Raw genomic sequence first — 1,466 nt, forward strand, 5'->3', positions numbered from 1 at the left:
AGGTGACAGTCTGTGCGGTAGAATCCGGCTTCATGAAGGGGCCCTTGTTGAGGGGAAACGGGTGTCGCAACACGTTTCTACCGCAACTGGGGCCTTCTTCAATTCAAGAACGAGACTTCTTCATGAATTTTCCGGGCTAGGGCCGACCCCAAGGCCTGCGCTCGCCGACCCGAGAACGCCACGCGGTCCAAGGGGCCTGTCCGAGCTGCGCCCCGCGCACGTCAGGCGCCCTGCTCGCCGATCCCGAGCGTTGGCGTTTGACCTACAACTAAATGAAGGGACGCGGGATCTGATCTGCCCGGCCCACGGCTACTCGGCCTGGCCACCCGGCCGTTGCTCGAGGAGGACCGAGACCTCACGAAGCCGGCCGTCTGGAGGCAGCCGCCGTCCCAGTTCCCAGGCTCGAATTGTGGTGGCATGGACGCCGAGGAGCTTGGCAAGACGTGACTGCGAGAGCCCCTGCGACCCACCAATACGATCAGAACGGAACGTCGTCTTCGAAATCTGGTGCGTCGTCTCGGCCGTCCAAACCCCGTTGAACGGGTTCAGATAGGACGCCGAACGGAGAAACCAACGTACTGTGACGGACCCAGCGACCCTCCCCCCGCCGCCACCTATATCCGACTCCGAGCGAGGCAAGGTCATCCCGAAGAACTGGATCGCGCTCGACGTCCTCTGGTGTCAAATGGGACAGGACTTCGTCGAGAGACATGAAGCGGGGGCGTTGAGGCAGAGGGAGGGGGGGCTGGTAGCACTCTCCCGAAGCGAATCGGCGAAAACACTCGCGTGCACCGAAAGAAGCGACGTGATGATGTAGGTATGTCGCGAAACGAGAGACCACAGCTTCGGGTAGCAGGCCACGAAGGAACGAAACCGGAGCCTCGGGGTTTCCTCCCTCCAACTTGGCACGATGGCGCCCGTAGGCAGACAGGAGCCGAGGAACCTCTTCATCTTGCCACCACGCTCGCACTAGATCGGGAGAGAACTCAAATCCGGGGTAGATACGCCCAACGTGTTCTTCCAGCGACGCGAACGCGCCTTCGAGGTAACCATCCAATCGGGGTTCGACGGAAGACCACCGAGACAGCAACCGGCGCGCAGCCTTCCGGTCTACTCGAGGCTTAGTGCCTGGGCGTCGCCGCCCAGACCACTTCTTCGTCGCGTCTTCCCAATCAACTTCAACGTAGTCATCGGGATCTACGTGTTTCGCCCATGCAACGCGCAGCGAGTGTTCGAGCTTCTTCTGCGTGTAGGACGAGAGCCCGGGAACGGGCCTGATCCCCCCCCCTCGGCAAGTTGACATAGTTCGGAGTTGTCGGGCATCGCGTGTAGTACCCAAGTAGAAATGTCCGGTTTCTCCAAAGTAGAAATGTCCGCTTTTTCCAGTCGCCCGGGGTACCCCCGCGGGCATGGAGACAGTGAGCATGAGCTACGAGGAACTGGATCGCGTGGGCGTGATTGAGCGC

General features: G+C 61.1%; 1 protein-coding gene. It reads right to left on the minus strand.

Annotated features, from left to right (window positions below; translation table 11 throughout):
• Positions 1-309: 309 nt before the first annotated feature.
• A complete protein-coding gene (locus GY937_16925) occupies positions 310-645 on the minus strand; it encodes a helix-turn-helix transcriptional regulator (GenBank protein ID MCP5058388.1) in 336 nt (111 codons plus the stop codon).
• Positions 646-1,466: the final 821 nt, after the last annotated feature.

The organism is bacterium, assembly GCA_024228115.1.
Classification (GTDB): domain Bacteria; phylum Myxococcota_A; class UBA9160; order UBA9160; family UBA6930.